Origin of the sequence: Chitinophaga sp. sic0106 (genome assembly GCF_019219075.1) — a bacterium.
In the GTDB taxonomy this organism is placed as follows: domain Bacteria; phylum Bacteroidota; class Bacteroidia; order Chitinophagales; family Chitinophagaceae; genus Chitinophaga.
Genome location: NZ_JAHUWJ010000055.1, coordinates 1 through 499 on the forward strand (window position 1 = coordinate 1; position 499 = coordinate 499).

Below are 499 nucleotides of genomic sequence, written 5' to 3' on the forward strand. Positions count from 1 at the left end.
ACCATGCGCCCTTATTCGCTTTAAATAATTTGTATTTAAGTATTACTACTTAAGTACACAACTTTTGTTTCTCCAATATGTCAAAGAACTTTGGATTGATTACTCAATCGATGTTAATGTATGAGATTCGATCTCCGTGCCCTTGCGGCGTACATTATGTAAAAAGAACTAATTAAAATTAAGTGGAGGATAACGGATTCGAACCGTTGACCCCCTGCGTGCAAGGCAGGTGCTCTAGCCAGCTGAGCTAATCCCCCAGACTTATTTTAGTAGACCCGAGCAGATTTGAACTGCTGACCCCTACATTATCAGTGTAGTGCTCTAACCAGGCTGAGCTACGGATCTATGAGTCTTAAAAAAATTAAAGAACTTAATTTGAAAGAGAATGGAAACAACGAGCTACAGATAATGAGCTCTAAAAAGGAGGTATTCCAGCCGCACCTTCCGATACGGCTACCTTGTTACGACTTAGCCCCAATTATCGATTTTACCCTAGGCG

The 499-nt window shown here is 40.9% G+C and carries 2 tRNA genes and 1 rRNA gene; all 3 read right to left on the bottom strand.

What is annotated here, in order from left to right:
- Nucleotides 1–183 precede the first annotated feature (183 nt).
- Nucleotides 184–257 (bottom strand) — tRNA-Ala (locus tag KW844_RS28890).
- A 13-nt stretch (nt 258–270) separates the two neighbouring features.
- Nucleotides 271–345 (bottom strand) — tRNA-Ile (locus KW844_RS28895).
- A 74-nt stretch (nt 346–419) separates the two neighbouring features.
- A 16S ribosomal RNA gene (locus KW844_RS28900) occupies nt 420–499 on the bottom strand; the annotation flags it as partial.